Source organism: Hymenobacter miniatus, from assembly GCF_016427455.1.
Classification (GTDB): domain Bacteria; phylum Bacteroidota; class Bacteroidia; order Cytophagales; family Hymenobacteraceae; genus Hymenobacter; species Hymenobacter armeniacus.
In genome coordinates, this window is sequence record NZ_JAELXR010000010.1 from 231,553 (window position 1) to 248,156 (window position 16,604).

Annotated in this window: 10 protein-coding genes and 1 pseudogene; 6 read left to right on the forward strand and 5 right to left on the reverse strand. The window is 64.9% G+C overall.

Annotated features, from left to right (window positions below; all coding sequences use genetic code 11):
- Positions 1-52: 52 nt before the first annotated feature.
- Positions 53-2,380, reverse strand: coding sequence for a T9SS type A sorting domain-containing protein (locus JAO73_RS16690; protein ID WP_198978281.1), 2,328 nt, complete (start codon positions 2,378-2,380; stop codon positions 53-55).
- A gap of 102 nt (positions 2,381-2,482) precedes the next feature.
- On the opposite strand from JAO73_RS16690, the gene JAO73_RS16695 reads away from it, so the two are divergent.
- Positions 2,483-3,787, forward strand: coding sequence for a UDP-N-acetylmuramoyl-tripeptide--D-alanyl-D-alanine ligase (locus JAO73_RS16695; protein WP_198978282.1), 1,305 nt, complete (start codon positions 2,483-2,485; stop codon positions 3,785-3,787).
- Between the two features lie 124 nt (positions 3,788-3,911).
- Here JAO73_RS16695 and rfbC read toward each other — a convergent pair whose 3' ends face one another.
- Positions 3,912-4,460 carry a dTDP-4-dehydrorhamnose 3,5-epimerase gene (gene rfbC / locus JAO73_RS16700; RefSeq protein WP_198978283.1) on the reverse strand — a complete coding sequence of 183 codons (549 nt, stop codon included), beginning with the start codon at positions 4,458-4,460 and terminating at the stop codon, positions 3,912-3,914.
- Positions 4,461-4,498: 38 nt separating this feature from the next.
- Positions 4,499-5,611: a glycosyltransferase family 4 protein gene (locus JAO73_RS16705; RefSeq protein WP_198978284.1), complete on the reverse strand. Its 1,113-nt coding sequence runs from the start codon at positions 5,609-5,611 to the stop codon at positions 4,499-4,501.
- Between the two features lie 181 nt (positions 5,612-5,792).
- Between JAO73_RS16705 and JAO73_RS16710 the strand changes: the two genes are divergently transcribed.
- From JAO73_RS16710 to JAO73_RS16725, 4 genes are all read left to right on the forward strand, one after another.
- Positions 5,793-6,059 (forward strand): c-type cytochrome, encoded by a 267-nt coding sequence (locus JAO73_RS16710; protein WP_198978285.1) that lies wholly within the window; start codon positions 5,793-5,795, stop codon positions 6,057-6,059.
- 184 nt (positions 6,060-6,243) lie between these two features.
- The gene (hflX, locus tag JAO73_RS16715; RefSeq protein ID WP_198978286.1) at positions 6,244-7,569 is read left to right on the forward strand and encodes a GTPase HflX; all 1,326 of its coding nucleotides are present in this window, start codon (positions 6,244-6,246) and stop codon (positions 7,567-7,569) included.
- Positions 7,570-7,669: 100 nt separating this feature from the next.
- Entirely contained in the window at positions 7,670-8,806 is a 1,137-nt protein-coding gene (locus tag JAO73_RS16720; RefSeq protein WP_198978287.1) for a DUF6268 family outer membrane beta-barrel protein, read from the forward strand.
- A gap of 324 nt (positions 8,807-9,130) precedes the next feature.
- On the forward strand, positions 9,131-12,418 hold the full coding sequence (locus JAO73_RS16725; RefSeq protein WP_198978288.1) for a M12 family metallo-peptidase: 3,288 nt from the start codon (positions 9,131-9,133) through the stop codon (positions 12,416-12,418).
- 49 nt (positions 12,419-12,467) lie between these two features.
- On the opposite strand, the gene ppk1 is transcribed toward JAO73_RS16725, so the two are convergent.
- Together ppk1 and JAO73_RS16735 are read right to left on the reverse strand one after the other, a co-directional pair.
- Positions 12,468-14,534, reverse strand: a complete 2,067-nt coding sequence (gene ppk1 / locus JAO73_RS16730) for a polyphosphate kinase 1 (RefSeq protein ID WP_233169250.1) — start codon at positions 14,532-14,534, stop codon at positions 12,468-12,470.
- A 162-nt stretch (positions 14,535-14,696) separates the two neighbouring features.
- On the reverse strand, positions 14,697-15,191 hold the full coding sequence (locus JAO73_RS16735) for a SixA phosphatase family protein (RefSeq protein ID WP_190928555.1): 495 nt from the start codon (positions 15,189-15,191) through the stop codon (positions 14,697-14,699).
- A gap of 395 nt (positions 15,192-15,586) precedes the next feature.
- Here JAO73_RS16735 and JAO73_RS23510 point away from each other — a divergent pair.
- Positions 15,587-16,197, forward strand: a pseudogene (locus JAO73_RS23510) (DUF6000 family protein).
- The last annotated feature ends 407 nt before the right edge of the window (positions 16,198-16,604 follow it).

A 16,604-nucleotide genomic window follows, 5' to 3' on the forward strand; every position in this document is an offset into this window, starting at 1 on the left:
ACGGATTGCCACGGCCTGCGGCCTCGCAATGACAGCCCACCGCTTCACCTCCCTACTGCACGGCCAGGCGCTGCACGGCGGTGGCGCCATCGGCACCCACGGCACGCACCACGTACACGCCAGCGGCCAGGCCGCTCAGGTTGAGGGCGTGGCGGCGTTGGGCACCATCAAGGGTGCGCACCACGCGGCCGGTAAGGTCGAGCAGGGTGAGGCGGGTGGGGCTGGCGGTTTCGACGGTGGCCGAGGCCGAGGCCGGGTTGGGGTACACGCTCAGGGCCAGCGCCGCGGCGGCTTCGGCGCGGGTGGCCGTGAGCACGCGGTTGCGGGTGCCGAAGCTGAGCAGCCCCCCGGCCTGGGTGCCCACCAGCAGCTCGGGGGCGCCGTCGCCGTTGACGTCGGCCGCGGCCAGGCCGTAGTAAGAGTAGGGGTCGAGGCCGAGGCGGGTGGGCTCGTAGCTGTTGGTGAGGGAGTTGTAGAGCAAGTCGGTACGTTCCAGGAAGATGCCCACCTGCGCGCGGTAGTTGCTGAACAGCCGCAGGTAGCCCGTGGCGTCGGCCGTGAGCAGGTCGGGCAAGCCGTCGCCGTCGAAGTCGGCCACGCTGGGGGCTAGGTTGTCGGGGCGCGCGCCGGTGGCGGTGCGAATGCGCCCAAAGTCGTTATTCACCAACACAAAAGCGCTGTCCAGGCGCCCACGGCCGCGGTTGCGGAAGTAGCGCAGCGACATGCCCGGCTCGCGCACCTCGTTGGTGCCGATGAGCAGGTCGACGAAGCCGTCGTTGTCCACGTCGGTGAAGCACGGCACGTCGCCCATGGTGTAGGGCAGCACACCTTGGGTGGGCGCGGGGTTGGCGGGCGGCGAGGTGGTGGCAGGGCCCTGCGGCTTGAATATGACGGCCGTGCTGGGGTCGTACGCCGCCGGCTGGCCGGGGCGGGCCGTGTTCAGGATGTAGGTGAACACGTTGGTGCCCCGGTCCCAGGCCGCGTACACCAGGTCGAGGGCGCCGTCGCGGTTCAAATCGACCAGGAAAGGTTTGATGGCCAGCAAGCGTTGGGCGCTCAGCCCCAGGTAATCGGTGCTCACCAGCTGAAACACCGGCTGGGCGCGCGTGCCCGAGTTGTGGTAGTAGGCAATGGCGGCGCGGTACACGTTGTTCACGCGGTCGGCGTGGTTGGCCACCAGCAGGTCGGTCAGGCCGTCGCCGTCGATGTCGCCGAAAGCCGGCGCGGCGCCTTCGCTCACGTCTATCATCGTGTTCTGCAGGAAGGCGTCGGTTTGCTTGGCGAAGGCGGGCGCGCCGCTGGCGGCCGAATTGGTGAAGAGCTGCACGTTGTTGCGCATGCTCACCAGGTCGGCCTGGTTGTTCAGCATGTTGGGCGCCACCACCAGGTCGGGGCGGCCGTCGAAGTTGGCGTCGAACGAATACCCGGCCGGAAACACCGGCACCCGGGCCGGCGCCGCCGCCGATGGGAAGCTGGCGCTGATGCTGGCCTGCGTGAGCACCGGCGCCGCCGTGGTGCCCTGGTTGAGCAGGCGCACCAGCTCGGGGCAGTTGTCGCGGCCGTCGAGCAGGTCCTGGTCGCCGTCACCGTCCAGGTCCACCAGCAGCAGGCTGTGGCCGCCGGTGTGCAGGGTTTTGTTGGCCGTGAAGCAGGCCTGGCCGTTGAACATGTATTCGGCGCAGCCGCCGCAGGCGCGCAGGCTGCCCCAGTTGTCGGTATTCAGCCGGAAAGTGAGGGCGCTGCCGCAGGTGCCGGGGCTGGTGTTGAGGTACTGCTCGATGTAGACGGAATTGATAAAATCATAGGTCATGATGTCGAGCTTGCCGTCGCCGTTCACGTCCTGGATGGCCGGCAGGTTGTAGCCGCCCACCGTGAGGTTGGCCGTGCCCGTAAAATTGCCCGAAAACCGCAGCTGGCGGGTGGTCAATTGAAACTGCACCTGCCCGTTGACCAGCACGTTGCGCAGCACGGCAATGTTGCCGCCGTTCACGTAGGTGAAGAGGTCGGGGCGGCCGTCGCAGTCGTAGTCGCGCAGCAGCGCCCAGCCGCGCAGGCTGTCGGGAAAAATGGACTCGTATTGGGGCGCATACAGCCAGCGGCGGCCGGCCGTGGTGCCGGGCGCGGCCACGTTCAGGAAGGTGTAGCTGCGGCTGCTTTCGTGGTCGAAGGCGTAGAGGTCGGGCTGGCCGTCGTTGTTCAGGTCGATGGTGCTGAACTGCGGGGTGTTGAGGCCGCCGGCCCAGGCGTTGGCCAGGGTGTCGGTGCCCTGCACCACCTTGCCCGCGGCCCGGTACTCAAACCCGAAGCGGCTGGCCGACTGGGCCCGCGCCCCGATGGAAAAAGCCAGCAGCGCCAGCAAAAAAGCGTAAGAACGAAGCATAAGCAACAAGCAACGGACGTGAGGAAAGAAGAACTGCCCGGCGCAGTACAAAAATCACGCCCACCTTTGTAGCAAGTTACACCCGGCACCCCGTTTCCGTTCATGCCCACTCCGCTCTATTCGCAGTACCAGGCCGCCGGCGGCCTGGTCAGCACCGATTCGCGCCAGCCCCAGCCCGGCACGCTGTTTTTTGCCCTCAACGGCCCCAGCTTTCGCGGTGCGGCCTTTGCGCCCCAGGCGCTGGCCAAAGGCGCCCGCCACGCCGTGGTGGACGATGCCGACCTGGCCGCCACCGACCCCACGCGCTACACCTACGCCCCCGACCCGCTGCTGGCCCTGCAGGAGTTGGCCCGCGAGCACCGCGAGCAATTCCGCATTCCGGTGCTGGCCGTCACGGGGTCCAACGGCAAAACCACCACCAAAGAGCTGCTCACGGCCGTGCTGGCGCAGCAGTTCAAGGTGCTGGCCACCATCGGTAACCTCAACAACCACATCGGCGTGCCCCTCACCCTGCTGCGCCTGCGGGCCGATGAGCACGACTTTGCCGTGATAGAGATGGGCGCCAACCACCAGGGCGAAATCGCGGCCTACTGCCAGTGGGCCCAGCCCACGCACGGCCTCATCACCAACATCGGCCTAGCCCACCTCGAAGGCTTTGGCGGGCCCGAGGGCGTGGCCAAGGGCAAGGGCGAGCTGTTCGACTACCTGGCCCGCACCGGCGGCACGGCCTTCGTCAACACCCTCGACGCCAAGCTGCCCGGCCTGGCGGCCCAGGTGCCCACCCGCCTCACCTACCCCGGACCGGCCGATACCTATCCCGCCACGCTGCTCTCGGCCGCGCCCGCCGTGGCCCTGCGCCTGGCCGATGGCACCGAGGTGGCCGCCCAGCTCACCGGCGACTACAACTTCCCCAACCTGGCCGCCGCCGCCGCCGTGGGCCTGCACTTTGGCGTGGCGCCGGCGCGCGTGGCCACCGCCCTGGCCCAGTACAACCCGCAGAACAACCGCTCGCAGCTGGTGCGCACCGAGCGCGGCAACGACCTCGTGCTCGACGCCTACAACGCCAACCCCAGCAGCATGGCGGCGGCGCTGCGCAGCTTTGCCCAACGGCCGGCCAGCGCTGGCCAGGGCCGGGCGGCCATCCTGGGCGACATGTTTGAGCTAGGCGAAGAAAGCCAAAGCGAGCACGCCAAGCTGGGCCAGTTGCTGGCCGGGCTGCCCATTAAGCAGGTGCTGCTCGTGGGCGAGCAGATGCAGCACGCCCACGCCGCGGCGCCCGGCGCCCACTATTTCCCTACCAAAGCCGAAGCGGCCGACTGGCTGCGCCAACACCCCGTGCGCCACCAACTGGTGCTGGTGAAAGGCAGCCGCGGCATGGCGCTGGAAACCCTAGTGGAGCTGCTGTAATTCAGTGAACAGTGAGCAGTGAACAGTGAGCAGTGAGCAGTGAGCAGTGAGCAGAACCGCCCGATGTCCCATGCTAACTGTTCACTGCTCACTGCTAACTGCCAACTGCTAACTGTTCACTGTCCTAAAACGGGCTCTCGAACTCAGCCAGCGTGGGCAGAGTGGCGTCCTTGGCCGAAACCATGGCGTCGGCTACGCCCCAGTTGATGTCCAGGGCGGGGTCGTTCCACAGCAGGCCGCCTTCGCTGGCGGGCGCGTAGTAGTCCGAGCATTTGTAGAGAAACAAGGTGTCTTCTTCCAACGCCACGAAGCCGTGCGCAAAGCCCGCCGGAATGAACAGGATGTTGCCCACGGCGGCGCTGAGCTCTACCTGCGAGTGCCGGCCGTAGGTGGGCGAGTCGCGCCGCAGGTCCACCACCACGTCGCGCACGCGGCCGTGGGCCACGCGCACCAGCTTGGCCTGCGCGTGGGGCGGGCGCTGGAAGTGCAGGCCGCGCACCACGCCCGGCTGCGACTTCGACTGATTGTCCTGCACCCAGTGAATGTCGGCGGGCAAGCCCAACTCCTGCATGTGGCGGGCGCTGTAGGTTTCGTAGAACACGCCACGGGGGTCGCCGAACAGGCGGGGGATAAATTCAATTAGCCCGGACAGGGCGTGGGTTTTGGCTTGCATTGGCGCAAAGGTAGGGCGGGCTCGGGCCGCCCGCAGGGTCATTTTTTCACCGCCGCCACGGCCGAGACGTATTTGTCGAGCACCAGTTTCTCGTCGAATTTGGTTTCGGCAAGGTAGCGACTATTTTGGCCCATGCCGCGCAGGTCGGCGTCGCTCAGGCGCAGCACTTGCAGCATCTTGGCGGCCAAGTCCTGGCCGCTGCGCACCTGGCAGAGGTAGCCGTTGCGGCCGTCCACCACGGTTTCGCGGCAGCCGGGCACGTCGGTGGTCACAATGGGCTTGCCCACGGCGGCGGCTTCGAGCAGGGTTTTGGGCGTGCCTTCGCGGTAGCTGGGCAGCACCACGCAGTCGGCGCGGTGCAGGTGGGCCGCCACGTCGTCGGAGCGGCCCAGGTATTCGATGTCGCCGCTCTTCAGCCACTCCTCAAACGTGGCGCGGGGCACACCCACGCCGCCGGCCTCATCCAGTCCGCCCAGCAGCTGCACGCGGGTGCCCGGCACGGCCTGCCGCACGATTTTGGCCGCCTCGAAGTACTCCACCACGCCTTTCTCATAGAGCACGCGGGCCACCATCAGGAACACAAACGGCGTTTGGCGCACAAACTCCGCGGCCGGCCGAAACCGCTCGGTGTCGACGCCGGAGCCGGGCAGCAGGTCGGTGATTTCGCGGCGCACGAGGCCATTTTCGAGGAACAGCTGCCGGTCGTCGCCGTTCTGAAAGAAAATTTTGTGCGGAAAGCGAAAGGCGAAACGGTAGAGCGCCAGCGCCACCTTGCTCACGAAATTTTTGACGATGAACACCGTGCCCAGCCCGCTCACGTTGTTGATGCTGGGAATGCCGGCTAGCTTGGCCGCAATGCTGCCGTAGATGTTGGGCTTGATGGTGTAGTGCAGCACCACGTCGGGCTTTTCCCGCTTGTAGATTTGGTAGAAGCGGCGCGTGAGGGCGGCGTCTTTTACCGGGTTGGTGCCCTTGTTCTCCATCAGGATGGGCACGTAGCGGCAGCCCAGCTCGGTTTCGAGGCGCTGCGAGTAGTCGTCGGGCGGGGCAATGGCCAGCACGTCGTGGCCGGCGGCCTGCAGGGCCCGCACGAGACTGGCGCGAAAATTCCAGATGTTCCAGCTAGTGTTGATGACGATGGCGACGCGCAAAACGGTGAGGTGATGAGTAGTGAAATGGGAAGTTTGGGAGCAAAGGTCGCCCTTACGGATTTTACCCAAGCCAGTTCGAGGCAAAGCTCACTATTTCACTACCTCGTCATTTCACCGTTTCCGCCGGTACTTTGTGGCCTGATTTTGTGTTAGCCCCGGTATGAATTTTCGATTTTTCGCTTTGCTGGCCTTCTTGCCGCAGCTGGCGCTGGCGGGCCCGCCGCAGGTGCCGGGCCAGGCCCTCTTCCAAAAAAACTGCGCCCGCTGCCACGGCGCCAACGGCAAAAAAGGCCTCAACGGCGCCCACGACCTCACCAAAAGCAACCTCAACGCCTTTGGGCGCACCTACCTCGTTACCAACGGCATGGGCAAGATGCCGGCCTTCGGCAAGGTGCTCACGCCGGCGCAGGTGCAGCAAGTGGTGGCCTATTCGCTGACGCTGAAGTAGCGCTTGGCTATTGAAAAAATCTGCTATCCTGAGCGCAGCACAGGACCTTTTCACGTTTGCTTCGTTTGATAATCGCAAGTCGTTCCAACGCGAAAAGGTCCTTCTCTGCGCTCAGGACAACAGCCCCCCCCCGACGCCCCACCGACCAAGCACTAAGCTTCAACCACCAAGCACCTCCCATCCCATGGCAACCACCCAATCCGGCGGCAGAAAGCACACCAACAGCACCCGCCACATCGGCGCCACCGACAACGTGAAGGGGCGCGCCGGCCGCATCCTGGCCAAAGCCGCCGACAACGGCACCTACGAAACCGCCAAGGAGCAGGAAACCGCCGTGCTGGTGAGCGTGCCCCCGCGCCGGCAGTCCGAGGCCCAGACCCAAGAATACCTCGACGAGCTGGCGTTTCTGATTGAAACGGCCGGCGCCACCGCCACCAAGCGCTTCGTGCAGCGCCTCGAAAAACCCGACATCCGCACCTACGTGGGCGAGGGCAAGCTGGCCGAAATCAAGGCCTACGTGCAGCACGAGGGCAGCAGCATGGTCGTGTTCGACGACGACCTCTCCCCTTCCCAGCTCCGCAACCTGGAAGCCGAGCTGCTGGTCAAAATTGTCGACCGCTCGCTGCTGATTCTGGATATTTTCGCCTTGCGCGCCAAGTCGGCCACTTCGCGCACGCAGGTGGAGCTGGCGCAGTACCAGTACCTGCTGCCCCGCCTGACGGGCCTCTGGACCCACTTGGACAAGCAGCGTGGCGGCGTGGGCATGAAGGGCCCGGGTGAAACCGAGATTGAAACCGACCGCCGCATCGTGCGCGACCGCATTGCGTTTCTGAAAGAAAAACTCGAAGACCTCGACAAGCAGAGCCACACTCAGCGCAAAAGCCGCGGCGGCCTGGTGCGCGTGGCGCTGGTGGGCTACACCAACGTGGGTAAAAGCACGCTAATGAACGTGCTGGGCAAGGCCGACGTGTTTGCTGAAAACAAGCTTTTCGCCACCGTGGACGCCACCACCCGCAAAGTGGTGCTCGACAACAATCCTTTTCTGCTGTCCGACACGGTGGGGTTCATCCGCAAGCTGCCCACCAAGCTCATCGAGAGCTTCAAGAGCACGCTCGATGAAATCCGCGAAGCCGACCTGCTGCTGCACGTGGTGGACATTTCGCACCCCGGCTTCGAGGAACAAATTCAGGTGGTGAACGATACGCTGGCTGACATCGGCGCCGCCGACAAGCCGGTGCTGCTGGTGTTCAACAAAATAGACCAGTACAAGCCCGACGAGGCCGAACAGGACCCCTTCGGCGAAGTGCGCGAGTCGGAAGACGAGGAAGCAGCCGCTCCGCGCCCGCCGCTGGCCCAGTTGCAGGCCACCTACATGGCCAAGCTACACGACCCCGTGGTGTTCGTGTCGGCGCAGCAGCGCACCAACCTGGAAGAGCTGCGCGAGTTGCTGGCCAAGCGCGTGGCGGCCCTGCACCAGCAGCGCTACCCCTACCAGACGGCCGCCGAGTAGCCGCGTGTTACGCGCATGTTACCAAATGGCCACGGGTGGCCTTAGTTGAGGTTTTCGCGTATGGGAGCAAACTGAGCCATTCAGGCCGGTTTGCTCCCTTATGTCAGATTCGATATTTCGCCGGGCCACGCTGGCGGCCGCGCTGCTGGGCACGGCGGGCGCGGCCCGCGCGCAGGTACAGGAGCGGGTGTACCCGCCCGCCGCTCCCACGGCCCAGGACACGGCCGCCAACGACGCCCAACTGCGCGACAAGCAGCAGTTTGCCAACCCCTCGGTGCTGGGCATGGGCCCCAGCAAGGGCCTGATAGTGCGCTACGAGCGCATGCCGAGGTTCGGAGTGTCGTCGTCGGCGCAGGTGCAGGGGCTGAACGATTTCAGCACCGAGGCCACCAAAAATGCCCGCCTGTCCATCAAAGGCTACATTCCGGCCTGGAACCGGCCGCACCTCAAGGTCATCGTGGGGCTGAGCTACGAGCGCGAAGAGTTTCAATTTGCGCAGTTGCCTACCACCTACGAGCTCTACGACAACATCGAAAACAAAGGCCTGAAAAGCACGGCCGCCCAGGTGGCCGTCATCCGGCCCGTCGACGACGTGCACTGGTACTTGGCCCGCGTGAAGGGCGAGCTCAGCGGCGACTACACCTCGAACGAGCTGACCAAGTCGGATTATTCCCGCTTTTCGGCCGAGGCCATTTACGGCTGGAAGCGCAGCCCGAATTTTTCGTGGGGCGTGGGCTTTCAGTACGGCTACACGTTTGGGCGGCTCAGCCTGTACCCGGCCGTGGTGTACAACCGCACCTTCAACAACCGCTGGGGCGTGGAGGCGCTGGCGCCGGCCCGCATCACGCTGCGCTACAACGTCAACCCCAGTTCCATCCTCTACGCCGGCTACACCGTGGACGGCTACAACTACATCGTGCACCTGAGCCGTGCCCCGCTGGCCCGCAAAAACGCCGACGGCAGCCCCGACCTCAGCAAGGCCGTGCTCAGCACCCTGGAGCTGCGCGAAACCGAAGTCAAATTCCGGCTGCGCTGGGAGCGCGAGCTACTGAGCTTTCTGTGGCTGGGCGCCGAGGGCGGCTACCGCTACAACTACGCCTTCGACGCCTTTGACCGCACCAACGCCGACCGCGAGAAAATCATCGACTCGCAGCTGAACGGCGCGCCCTACGCCAGCCTGGAGCTGTTCATCACGCCGCCGCGCAAGCTGCTGGAAAAAGCCGGCGTGCGGCGGTAAGCCTAGCCCCCGGGGCGCATTTGGCCGGCCGCCGGCCAGGCTTGCTTACCGGTTTAATTCAATATCTACCCCATTCATGGCCAGTCGCGAGACTGGCCATTTTTGTTGGTTTCAAGCTGATGTATCGGCCCGGCCACGCCTAATGGCTACCAGCAGTTTGCCGTAACTTGCTAGTTGCCCGCCGTGTGTTTGCCTGTTTATGCAACTATATCGGCACTTTTGGCGGTTTGCACCCGTGCCCTGGCTTTGTAAAATCGGCCAGTGTCGCACAGTGAACTTGGGGTGGCAGCGGCCATCCTCCTCGTTTTTTCATTTCATTATTCAATGAAAAAAGTTATATTATTTGCTTTCGCGCTCTTGCTGGCGCTGGCCGGCACCAACCACCTGGCTACGGCCCAAACGCTGCGCCCGCAGCCCGGCCCGGCCCGGCGCGTGGCCCTCGACGTGGCGCTGCTGCGGCAGCAGCTGGCACCAGCGCCGGGGGCTGGCGTAGCGGCCCGGCAGGCCGCCACCTACCGCGTGAGCCTGCCCACGCTGGCGGGGGTGCAGCCCTTCGTGCTCACCGAGTCGTTTGTGCTGCCGGCAGCCGATGCGGCAGCCCAGCGGCGGCTGCGCACCTTCGTGGGCCATGAAGTTAGCGTACCCGCCCACCGCGTGTCCGTCGTGCTGACGGCCAAAAGCCTGACGGCCGATTTTGCGGGGGGCGCGGAGGCGGCCAGCCTGCGGCCCGTGCCCAATGGCCAGAGCCAGGACTACCAGTTGCAACCCACCGTGCCCGATGCCGGCCCCTGCGGTGTGGTCGATGCCGCCGGCGGACTCCGGCGGGCCGGTAGCTTCTCCACCTTGCCGGCCCCGTTCAGCTTTGGCACCCAGCTGCGGCGCATTCGCTATGCCATTCTCGTCACGCAGGAGTTTTATACCGACAACGGCGGCACCGACGCGCTGGTGGAGCTGGCCGTGGTGACGGCCATGAACCAGATGTCGGCCCTGTACTCGCAGGAGCTGTCGGTGAGCTTTGAGCTGGCGCTGCCCACCAGCGGCACCTACTATTTCTCGGCCATGACCACGGCCACCCTGGCTAGCTCGGCAGCGGCGGCCACGGGCCGGCTGCGCGAGCAAAACCTGGGCGAAGTGGCGGGCTTCATCGGCAGCCGCTTTGCCAGTAGTTCCTACGACTTGGGCCACTGCTTCCACAACGGCGGCGGGGGCGTGGCCTACGTGGGCATCATCTGCAACAGCAACCTGACCTACCGGGCCGGGGCGTGGTCGGGGGTGCGGCCCACGGGCTTCCGGCAGGTGCTGGCCCACGAGATGGGGCACCAGCACGGGGCCTCGCACACGTTTACGGGGCCCTGCGGCAGCGGCTCGCTGGGCAGCAACCTGGAGCCCGGTGGCGGGGCCACCATCATGGGCTACACCTACGTGTGCGGCGCGCAGACGCTGCAGGGCGTGGGCGCCACCGACGAAGACCATTTCAACACCCACTCGCTCAACCAGATGCGCGCTGAGCTGCTGAGCGTGAGCTGCCCCACGGTGACCACCAACGCCAACCGCCCCCCAACCCTGGACGCCGGGGCCGACTACGTGATTCCGCGCAACACGCCCTTCACCCTCACGGCCAGCGGCGCCGACCCCGACGGCGAAGCCCTGGTGTATACCTGGAACCAGTTCGACTACACCACCAACCTCAACGCCCTGGGCAGCATTGCGGGCACGGGCGGCCTGGCGGCCGTCGACGACCCCGAGGCGCCGCTGTTTCGGCCGCGGCCGCCGCGCACTGCGCCCAGCCGCACCTTTCCCGACCTGCAGTACGTGCTGGCCAACAGCAACCGCCCGGCCGACATTCTGGGCGAGGCGCTGCCCAACGTAGGCCGCGACCTGCACTTCGTGGTGACGGCCCGCGACCAGCGCGCCAGCGGCGGCACCTTCACCACCGACAACGTAACCCTGACCGTGGCCCCCAACACCGGCCCCTTTGCCGTGACCGCCCAGAACACGGCCGCCCTCTGGATAGCCGGCCAGCCCGCCACCGTGACGTGGGCCGTGAACGGCACCGACGCGGCGCCCATCAACGCGAGCCAGGTGCGCATCACGCTGTCCACCGACGGCGGGCAAACCTTCCCGACGGTGCTGGCCGCCGCCACGCCCAACGACGGCGCGGCGGCCGTGACCGTTCCGGTGGTGACGACCACGCAGGCCCGCATCCGCGTGGAGGCCGTGGGCAACGTTTTCTTCGACATCAACGACGTGGATTTCCCCATCGGGGTCTGCGCGCCGGTGGCCTCGCAGCTGCTGCCCGCCACTGCGGTGAGCGCCCCCGCCGGCGACGCCGCCCTGAACCTGACCCAGAACGCCTTCAGCCTGACCGAGCTCACCGGCGTGAACCAGCTCAGCGGCATCATTGCCGCCACCGACCCCACCACGTACCTGTCCAACAACGTCAGCACCTGCTTCCGCTACAGCAACGTCGAGTACTACGACAGCTACGTGTTTGTGCCTTCGACCACGGCCACCTACACCATCAACACGCCCACGGGCTTCGGCAACATGGTCATTCGGGTGTACGACAGCAACGGCTTTGTGCCCAGCGACCCCTGCCGAAACGTACTGGCCAACAACTTTATCCCCAGCACTTTTCTGTCGCGCAGCATCACGGTGGCCCTCACGGCCGGGCAGCGCTACACGCTGGTGCTGTCCGACTTCGGCAGCACCACGCCCTCGGCGCCCGCGGTGGGCGCCTACGCCGTCACGTTCACGTCGTCGCCGGCCGGGGGCAAGGTGTTTGCGCCCCTGCAGGACCTCGGCTACGAGTACCAGTACGCCGTGGTGAACACCGCGACCAACGCCGTGGTACAGGTGGCCCCTACCGCCGACTTGCGCGCCCTGCCGGCCGGCACCTACGACGTGTACGGCCTGCTGGTTCAAGGCGGCCACAACGTGAGCTCCTTGCAAAACGCCTTGCTCAGCGGTTTGCAAACGGCCTTGAGCAGCGTGGCGCCCTGCGGCCAGCTCAGCACCAACAGCCGGCGCGTCACCATCACCGGCAACCCGCTGCCGGTGGTGCTTTCGCGCTTCACGGGCCGGGCCGCCGGGCCGGTGAACGAGCTGGAATGGGCCACGGCTTCGGAAGAAAAAGTGGCGTATTTTGAAGTGCAACGCAGCCTCGACGGGGCCACTTTTGCCGCCCTGGGCCGGGTGCCGGCCACCAACACCAGCACCGCCCACAGCTACGCCCTGCCCGACACCGCCCCGCCCGCTGGCCTGGCCTACTACCGCCTGCTGATGCAGGACCGCGACGGCCCGGCCAGCTACTCGCCCGTGGTAATGGTGCAGCGCGACGGGGCCGCCCAGCCGGCGCTCAGCCTGCAGGCTTTCCCCAACCCAGTGCCCACGGGCACCACGCTGCAGCTGCAGCTGCAAAGCCCCCGCGCCCAAACCGTGCAGCTAACCGCCACCGACTTGGTGGGCCGCACCGTGTGGCAGCAGACCGTGGCCTTGCCCGCCGGCATCACCCGGCTGCCCGTGCCCGGCACCAGCCGCTGGCAGGGCCTCTACGTGTTCAAACTGCAGCCGGCCACCGGCCCGTCGCAGCAGCAGAAGGTGGCCTTTTAAGCAGCCACGTCGAAGCAAGAGCACGAAAGCAGCATGGCCGTTTTTCGTTTCACTGCTTCTTTGCCAGGCGGCGTTTCAGGCCTTTTAGCCACGCGTAGGTGGCTTCCTGGGCCCGCAAGGGTTTCTCGCCGGCATCCGCGGCAATGAAGTTGTTGTCGAAATCGCGGGCTTTCACGTTGTCGCGGCGCTGCAGGTCCAGCAGGTGGCGCACTTCGGCGCGCAGGCCGTCGTCGAGGATGGGGAAGGCCACTTCCACGCGCCGGTCGAGGTTGCGGGTCATCCAGTCGGCCGACGACACGTAGACTTTTTCTTCGCCGCCGTGGCCGAACACGTACACCCGGCTGTGCTCCAGATACCGGTCCACGAGGCCGCGCTGCTGAATGGTGGCGCTACAGTCGGGCAGGCCCGGCAGCAGGCGCCCAATGCCGCGCACGATGAGCTCGATGCGGACACCGGCCTTGCTGGCTTCGTAGAGCTTGGCTATCATGCCCTCGTCCTCGATGGCGTTCACCTTGAGGATGATGGACGCGTCTTTGCCTTTCTTGGCCTGCTTGATTTCGTAGTCGATAAGGACGTTGAGGCCGGGGCGCAGTCCGAAGGGCGCCACCAGCAGGTGCTCCAGCGAGGGCACGGTGCTCTGGTCGAGCAGGTAGTCGAACACGGCGGCCGACTCGCGCGTGAGGCGCTCGTCGGCCGTGAACAGGCCGTGGTCGGTGTAGAGGCCGGCCGTGCTTTCGTTGAAGTTGCCGGTGCTGAAGTAGCCGTAGCGGCGGGTGGTTTCGTCGGCCTCGCGGCGCGCAATGAGCAGCAGCTTGCTGTGGCACTTGAGCTCGGGCGGCGTGAACACGACGTGGGCGCCGGCGCGCTTCAGCTTGTCGGCCCAAAACAAGTTGGATTCCTCATCAAACCGCGCCTTCAGCTCCACCACGGCCGTCACCTGCTTGCCGTGCTTGGCGGCTTTGAGCAGGGCCTTCACCACGGCGCTTTTGCTGGCCACGCGGTAGAGCGTGATGCTGATGCCGGACACGCGCGGGTCGGTGGCGGCTTCGCGCAGCAGGCGCGTCACGTAGTCGAAGCTTTGGTAGGGCGGGTGCAGCAGGTGGTCGCGTTGCCCAATGGCGTCGAGCAGGCTGCCCGTGCGCGGCAGCGTGGGGTGGGCCAGCGCCGGCCACTCCGGGTAGTGAAAGCTGGTTTCGCCAAAATCCGGAAAGCCGAAAAAGTCGCGGAAGTTGTGGTAGCGGCTGCCTTCCACCAGCTCTTCGTCGGTGATGCCGGTTTTCTGCTTGATGGCGCGCAGGGCCTCGGCGGGCATGCGCGGGTCGAAAAGCAGGCGGGCCGGGAAACCGGTGGCGCGCTTGGCCAAGCTGCTGCGGATTTTCTCCATCAGGTCGCCCGACACTTCTTCCTCGATGTCGAGCTCGGCATCGCGCGAGAGCTTGATGGCGTTGACCTCCACCCGCGCGTAGGCCGGGAAGAGTTCGGCCGCGCCCACACGAATCACGTCGTCCAGAAACAGCACAAACCGCTCGTCGCCCTCGTCGGGCAGGCGCACGAAGCGGCCGCCGTGGCGCTTGGTGGGCAGCTCCATCACCAGCACGCGCTCGGCCTCTGTTTTGCCTTTGTGCTCGCGCGGCTCACTCAGAAAAAAGGTGAGGTACACGGCCTGGTCCTTCAGAAAGAGATGGTGCAGCGTCTCATCCAGCGCCACGGGCGAGAGCAGGTCGCGCACGTTTTTCTGAAAGTACTGCCGCGTCCATTCGCGTTGCGCGTCGGTCAGTTCGGCCTCGCTGATGAGGTGAATGCGGTGGTCGTTGAGGGCCGGCAGCAACTGCTCCCGAAACGTGGCCCCAAACTCCTCCTGCTGCCTGGCCACCTCGGCCAGCACTTCCTTCAGCACGCGCTTGGGCCGCTCGCTGAGCTTGGCGCGGGTTTTCTTTTTGAGCTTGGCCAGGCGCCGCAGCGTGGCCACCCGCACCTTGAAAAACTCGTCGAGGTTGCTGCTGAAAATGGCCAGGAACTTGAGCCGCTCCAGCAGCGGCACGGCGGGGCTCTGGGCTTCTTGTAGCACGCGGGCGTTGAAACGCAGCCAGCTCAGGTCGCGGGAAAGGACTTTCAATTCGTGTGGGGTGATTGAAGAGTGAACAGAACGTCATGCTTATCTAGCGTACGCGCAGCCGAAGCCGCTCTACTGCACAAGCAAATAATTACTTCTACGGTAGAGATGCTTCGGCTGCGCGCAGCATGACGTTCTTTTTTTGTTAATCCCCCTTACTACCCGCTATTCCGCGTTGCGCGGGTAGTCGTAGAAGTAGAACTCCGCGTTGGCCTTGGCCACCTCTTCCCAGCGGTCGGTGTCGAAGCGCAGGCACACCACGGCGGCGGTGGGCATCTCGTTCAGCGACGACGGCGACAGCTCGTTGGCCGTTTCGGTGATGGTGGGGTTGTGGCCCACCAGCAGCACCGAAGCGGCCGTGTCGGGCAGGTGGTGAATGACGCCAAGCAGGCCGTCCACGTCGGTGTTGTAGATGCCGGCGTCGACCACAATCTTGTCGTGGGGGTACTGCATTTCGCGGGCCACCAGCACGGCCGTGCTCATGGCGCGCACGGCCGGCGAGCTCACCACCAAATCGGGGCAGATGCGGCGCTTGGCCAGGGCCTTGCCCATGAGGGGCGCGTCGTCGCGGCCCCGGTCGTTGAGGGGGCGTTCCTGGTCGCTGAGCTCGTCGAAGCTCCAACTGGATTTGGCGTGGCGAAGGAGGTACAGGGTTTTCATGAAAGCGAAGCTAGGGGCGTTTGGCTTACCTCAGGCACTAGGAAAAGGTTATGTGGGCGGGAAGGAACAACGGAATGAAAAAGCAAGCGGCCACGACCACGGCCTGCGCCGTTTCGAGGGCCAGGAGCTGCGGCTATCCCAGCGGCCAGAATGGTGACCAGGGCCGAAGAATCTGGCGGCGCGGGCCAACACTCTTTCTCCGCGTTTATCCCAACCTGCAAAAGGCAATCGGTTGTAAGATGGAATGGAGTTCACGAAACTCATCTACTTGGCACGTTTCGCAAACGTTGATTAGTAGACGAGTTTTTTGGACTCGCTAAGTGCCGCAGTCGCTTGCGGGCACTTGGTAGCGGGCTGCTGCTAGTGGTTTGCCGAATGGAGGGTATGTTTAGGATATGCTCAATAAGCCGTGGGACCCGGAGTTTAAAAGTCGATGGGTAACGCCTCATCACCTACTGGTGTTAGGCGCCAATTACTTACAAGCGCCCACTAACGAACAGGTCTTGTTCAACCGCTGGGCGGCCACCGCGTTGGCCGCGTTGGAGGAAAGCGTCGTCCAGCGCCTGCTGGGCGGGTACTGGCGAGAGCAATTAGTGGGCAGTTGGCTGTGTGGCCTGAAAGGGTGGCGCCAGTTTGGCCCCGCCATCGGGGACCTCTTGGTGGCGAGCAAGACGTGCTTTGCCGGCCAGGGCCACTGTTTTGCGCTCGCGTGCTTTGCCACGGAAGCCGGTGCGTCACACCTGACGCAGTACCTGCCCAATACCTGCCCCGCCCAGACTTGGCGTATGACCAAGAATGGGCCCTGCCGGCCCTGCTCTGGATTGATGCGCAACGCGGCACGGGCCACGCTGGTCCCTTCTTGGCGCCGGGCGGCTTGTGGGAGCGATACCGGTCTACCAAAGAGCAGGAAGCCACCAAACACTCGTTTCAATCGAGTGCAAGCGCGTGTATCCCGCGCTTCCGGGCAGCGATGGACTATTGCCAAACACACTTCCATATGCAGTGAGGCTGTTCACTTGAATGGTGGTCTAGGCGAGACCCAAGGCTTTGAGCACGCGGTCGGGTTGGGAGATGTCCCCTTAAATTAACATGAGCGCATCATCTGGCCCGCTCGTTTCGTTTCCACCCTGCTCCTCAAATCGCCCTCAGTCCTTATAGGTCGCCGGAAAATTGTCTTCCAGCACCGCCCCTTAACTGTCTCTTAACGCCTATCGACACGCTGCCGGTTGTCTGCAACTAGAAGGCAGGACCAGAACCTTTGCTATTTCTCCCTGGTTGAGCACACATAAATTATTGCGCATGTGTTAACTTTGTTTCCACCATGGATACCAAGTCTCTAGAAGGTGTTATGCACCTGGGAGCAAGTTAAGGCCAGCGGCTTTGGCGAGCATGAGCCCGGCAAAGGCGAGGTAG

Coding starts and splice junctions, on each gene's coding strand:
- JAO73_RS16720 (WP_198978287.1), top strand. CDS start 7,670: ATGTCAGATTCGATATTTCGCCGGGCCACGCTGGCGGCCGCGCTGCTG.
- JAO73_RS16690 (WP_198978281.1), bottom strand. CDS start 2,380: ATGCTTCGTTCTTACGCTTTTTTGCTGGCGCTGCTGGCTTTTTCCATC.
- JAO73_RS16695 (WP_198978282.1), top strand. CDS start 2,483: ATGCCCACTCCGCTCTATTCGCAGTACCAGGCCGCCGGCGGCCTGGTC.
- JAO73_RS16735 (WP_190928555.1), bottom strand. CDS start 15,191: ATGAAAACCCTGTACCTCCTTCGCCACGCCAAATCCAGTTGGAGCTTC.
- hflX (WP_198978286.1), top strand. CDS start 6,244: ATGGCAACCACCCAATCCGGCGGCAGAAAGCACACCAACAGCACCCGC.
- rfbC (WP_198978283.1), bottom strand. CDS start 4,460: ATGCAAGCCAAAACCCACGCCCTGTCCGGGCTAATTGAATTTATCCCC.
- JAO73_RS16725 (WP_198978288.1), top strand. CDS start 9,131: ATGAAAAAAGTTATATTATTTGCTTTCGCGCTCTTGCTGGCGCTGGCC.